Annotated in this window: 2 protein-coding genes; both read right to left on the reverse strand. The window is 72.0% G+C overall.

All coding sequences use genetic code 11. The features are described 5' to 3' along the window. The coding region (locus ABZ863_RS35300) for a beta-ketoacyl synthase N-terminal-like domain-containing protein (protein WP_358282036.1) at positions 1-662 on the reverse strand (662 nt) is incomplete at its 3' end. Between the two features lie 29 nt (positions 663-691). After that, positions 692-5173: SDR family NAD(P)-dependent oxidoreductase (locus ABZ863_RS35305; protein ID WP_358544093.1), on the reverse strand; the 4482-nt coding region annotated here is incomplete at its 5' end.

A 5173-nucleotide genomic window follows, 5' to 3' on the forward strand; every position in this document is an offset into this window, starting at 1 on the left:
ACCGCCAGATGCAACGCCACCAACGACGACGAACACGCCGTGTCCACCGACACCGCAGGCCCCTCAAGACCCAGGCTGTACGCCACCCGGCCCGACGCCACACTCGCCGCGCTCCCACTACCGAGATGGCCCTCGAGTTCGGCGAGCACAGCGCCCGTCTCCGGCACGTATGCCTGGTGCATGATCCCGGTGAAGACGCCGGCCCGGGTCCCCCGCAGCGAGCGCGGATCAATGCCCGCCCGCTCCAGCGCCTCCCACGACGTCTCCAGCAACAACCGCTGCTGCGGATCCATCGCCAACGCCTCACGCGGCGAGATACCGAAGAACGCCGCGTCGAACTCCGCCGCCTCACACAAGAACCCACCCGCACGCGCGTAACTGGTCCCGGGCCCGTCCCGGTCCCCGCCGAACACCCCCTCCACATCCCAGCCACGGTCCCCCGGGACATCCCCGATCACGTCCACACCACCCGAGACCACCCCCCACAACGCCTCCGGAGACTCCACACCCCCCGGAAAACGGCAGCCCATCCCCACAATGGCGATGGAATCGTTCGCACTCGCGACGAGTCGTCTGTTCTCCTCTCTCAGCTTGCGGGTCTCTTTCAGGGAGTTCCGCAGCGCGTCGATGAGTTTGCTGTCGGCAGGCGTGTCTGTCGTCATCAAGGGCCTCGCTCAGGCAGTCGTCAGCATCAGGAGTCGGCGTCGCTGTACGCCAGATCGATCAGGCTCTCGGCGTCGAGGGTGTCGATGATGTCGGCGGTTTCGGTGATTCCGGCGTCATCGGTTTCCGCAGCGGTCTGCGGCCCGTCGCTGTCGGCGCCGCCCGGCAGGGCGGCGAGCTCGGCGCACAAGTGGGCCGTGAGGGCGCGCGGACTGGGGTGGTCGAAGACCAGGGTGGCCGGCAGGCGCAGCCCTGTGACGGCCTTGAGGCGGTTACGGAATTCCACGGCCGTGAGCGAGTCGAAGCCGAGGTCCTTGAATGCCCGTTCCGTGCCGATCAGTTCCTGCTCGGCGTGCCCGAGCACCAGGGCGGCCTGCGTCTGCACCACGTCCATGACCAGGCCCGCGCGTTCGTCTCGGTCCGCCCGGATCAGCCGGTCGCGCAGAGCGTCCTCGCCCTGCCCGCCGCGCCGGTCCCGGCCACCCGGGGCCGGGACGAGGGCGCCGCGGCGGCGTGGTGTTCCCGCCAGCCGTTCCAGCAGCCGGGGCACCGTTCCGGCCGTGACCTCGTCCGCCAGGCGCGCGGTGTCGAACCGCACCGGCACCAGCTGGGCCTCGGGGGTGGCCAGTGCCGCGTCGAACAGGGCGAGGCCCTCCTGGGCGGTGAGCGGCGCGAGCCCGCCCCGGAAGATCCGGGCGCGGTCCGTGTCCTCCAGGTGTCCGGTCATTGCACTGCTGTCCGCCCAGAATCCCCACGCCAGCGAGACGGCCCGGGTGCCCTCGGCCGCACTCCGGCACGCGAAGGCGTCCAGGAAGGCACTGGCCGCCGCGTAGTTGCCCTGGCCGGGGCTGCCGACCGTGCCCGCGAACGACGAGAAGAGCACGAAGGCGTCGAGGTCGAGATGGCGGGTGAGGTCATGGAGAGTGACGGCGCCGTCGGCTTTGGGGGCGAGCACCCGGTCCAGGTGCCCGGCGTCGAGCGAGGTCACCACCGTGTCGTCGAGTACGCCCGCTGCATGGACGACGGCCCGCAGCGGATGCCGGGAGGGGATTCCCGCGATGACGCTCGTCAGGGCTGCCCGGTCGGTCACGTCGCAGGCGGCGACGGTCAGGGTGGCTCCGTACTCGGCCAGGGATGCCCGCAGTTCGTCCACTCCGGCGGCCTCAGGTCCCTGCCGCCCGGTGAGAAGCAGGTGGCGTACACCGTGGGTCGCGGCCAGATGGCGGGCGAGTGCCGTGCCCAGCGTTCCCGTGCCCCCGGTGATCAGCACGGTGCCTTCGGGGTCGATGGGGCGTGGCACGGTCAGCACCAGCTTGCCCACGTGGCGTGCCTGGCTGAGGAAGCTGAAGGCCTCCGGAGCGCGTCGCATGTCCCAAGCGGTGGTGGGAAGGGTCCGCAGCGCACCCTCGGCCACGTGGGCGAACAGCTCGGTGAACATCTCCTGGATGCGCTCGCTTCCGGCCTCAAGGAGTTCGAAGGCCCGGTAGCGCACCCCCGGGTGGTCGACGGCGATCTCTTCCTGGGAGCGCGGATCCGTCTTTCCCAGCTCGATCAGCCGGCCGCCCGCCGCGAGCAGTCGCAGTGAGGCGTCGACGAACTTCCCGGAGAGGGAGTTCAGTACGACGTCCACGCCCCGGCCGCCCGTCGCCTCGCGTATCGACTGCTCGAATTCCAGGTCGCGCGACGACACGATGTGCGTGTCGTCCAGGCCGAGCGACCGGAGCGTGCCCCGCTTGCCGGGGCCCGCGGAGGCGAAGACCTCGGCCCCGGCAAGCCGCGCCAGCTGCACCGCTGCCATGCCGACACCGCCCGCCCCCGCATGGACGAGGACGGTCTCGCCGGGTTGCAGCTTCGCCAGGTCGGTCAGGGCGTAGTGGGCGGTGAGGAACACGATGGAGAAGGCGGCCGCGTCGGTGAACGACCAGGACTCGGGGATACGGGCGATCAGCCCGCTGTCGGCGACGACGGCGGAGCCGAAGGAATCGGGCATGGCCCCCATCACGCGTTCGCCGGGGGCGAGTCCGGTCACGGCGGAGCCCACCTCGGTGATCACGCCGGCGGCTTCGCTCCCCAAGGTCGCGTCGCCCGGATACATGTCCAGGGCGATGAGCACGTCACGGAAGTTGAGGCCGGCCGCGCGCACCGCGACCCTCACCTCGTGGGGAGCGAGCGGCCGGTCCGGGCACTCTCCGTCCGCGCCGTCCGCGCAGGGGACGAGAGCCATGCCGTCGAGCCTCCCCTTGGTCACGCTCCGCAGCCGCCAGGCACCTGACGCGGCGGGCAGCGGGACGGACAGCGGGGCCAAAGCACCCTCTTGCGCAGCGGACACCGCTCGCACAAGCCGGGGTACGCGCACCTCTCCGGCCCGTACGGCCAGCTGTGGGTGCTCGGAGGAGGCGGCTCTGGTGAGCAGGGCGATGGACGCCGGGTCGTTGTCGAGATCGATCAGCTGGAGGGCTTGTGGGTGCTCGGTCTGTGCGGAGCGTACGAGCCCCCACACGGCGGCCTGTACGGGATCCGGGCCGGGCTCGCCCACGCCGGTGGACACAGCGCACCTGGTCACCACCACCAGGCGCGCACCCGGCGGCCGCTCCCGGGCGAGCCAGGACTGTACGTCCCCGAGTACCGCCTCCAGCTGTGTGCGTACACGCTCCGGCAGCCCGGTGCCCTCCACTGCGGAAGCGGCCGTGCACAGAGCCAGCACGCGGTCGGGGAGGAGGGCTTCCGGTGCGTCCAGGGAGTCGAGATGGTGCAGGGCGGCGCCGGCGTCCCGCAGCGCGGCGGCGCAGGCGCCGGGCAGGTCGGACCGCGCGCCGAGGGGCGAGCTCAGCAGGCCCCAGGTGGCCGGGGCGGGCACTGCGGGGTCTGACAGCGCGCGCTGCCAGGCCACCTGGAACAGGGAGTCCTGGTCGGTGGACAGGGCTGCGCGCAGCCGGTCCTGTGACACCGGCCTCATCACGACCGCCTCGGCGGTCAGCACCGGGTCCCCGGCCACGTCCCACGCGGCCAGCGACACACCGTCCGGCCCGGCCGTCGTCAGCCGCACCCGCAGCAAGGACGCACCGACGGCGTGGACCGTGACGCCGGTGAAGGAGAACGGCAGTCGAGTCGCCTCCGACTCGGGCAGCAGATCCGCGGCCACCACCGCGTGCAGGACGGTGTCCAGCAGCGCCGGATGCACCAGGTACTGATCCGCCTGCCCTTCCAGGCTCTGCGCCAGACGCACTTCGGTGAAGACCTCGCCGCTGCGCTCGTCGCGCCAGACACCCTCCACGCCTCGGAAGGCCGGGCCGTACTCGAGCCCCGCGGCCGCCAACCGCTCGTACAGCCCGCCCAGTTCGACCGGTACTGCGCCCGCGGGAGGCCATGCCGTGATGGGCTCGCCCGGAGCGACGGGGTCGGCGGCCACTCTGGCGCCGGCATGCCGGGCCCAGGGGCCGGCGCTGTCGCGGCGGGCGAAGACGTTCAGCTCGTGCCGTCCGCTGTCGTCCGGGGGGCCGACCTTGATCTGTACGTCGACGACCCCGTCGGCGGGGATCACCAGCGGGGTGTGCAGGACCAGTTCCTCGACCCGTACGCAGCCCACCTGCTCACCCGCACGAGCCACCATCTCCACCAGCGCCGTCCCCGGCACCACCACCGTCCCGCCGACCCGGTGATCCGCCAGCCAGCCCGGCCGGTCCGCGGACAGCCGGCCGGTCAGCAACGCTCCTCCGTCATCGGCCAGCTCCGTCGCCGCACCGAGCAGGGGGTGATCCACACCGCTCAGACCGAGAGCAGCGGGGTCCGAACCGCCTTCGGACATCTCCACCCAGTAGCGTCGGCGTTGGAAGGCGTAGGTGGGCAGGTCCAGCGGGGTGTCCGGGACGCCGGTGACCGCACTCCAGTCGACGGCCGCTCCCCGTACGAAGACCTCGGCGGCGGAGGTCAGCAACTGCTCCAGGCCGCCCTCCTCACGACGCAGAGTGCCGGTGGCCACCACATCGTCCACACCCATCTCCCCGGCGGTCTCCTCGACCCCCACGGTCAGCACCGGATGCGCACTGCACTCGACGAAGAACCGGAACCCCTCCCCCACCAGCCCCCGCACCGCATCCTCGAACCGCACCGGCCGACGCAGATTACGCACCCAGTACCCCGCATCCAACCGCCCCCCATCCACCCAGGCCGCCTCCACCGTCGAGAACACCGGCACCCCACCAGCCCTCGGCGACACCCCCGCCAGCACCTCCTCCAACCGGCCCGCGATCTGCTCCACCTGCACCGAGTGCGAGGCGTAGTCCACCGCGATCCGCCGGACCCGCACCCCCTGCGCCTCGCACAGAGCCACCAGCTCGTCCAGCGCTTCCGGCTCCCCGGACACCACCACCGAGGCCGGCCCGTTGACCGCCGCGAGCGAGACCCGCTCGCCCAACGGCTCACACCACGCGCGCACCTCTCCTGCCGGCGCGGCCACCGACACCATCCCACCGCGCCCCGCCAGCACCTCACCGATCACCCGACTGCGCAG

This window comes from Saccharomonospora sp. NPDC046836 (assembly GCF_040645195.1).
GTDB lineage: Bacteria > Actinomycetota > Actinomycetes > Mycobacteriales > Pseudonocardiaceae > Prauserella_A.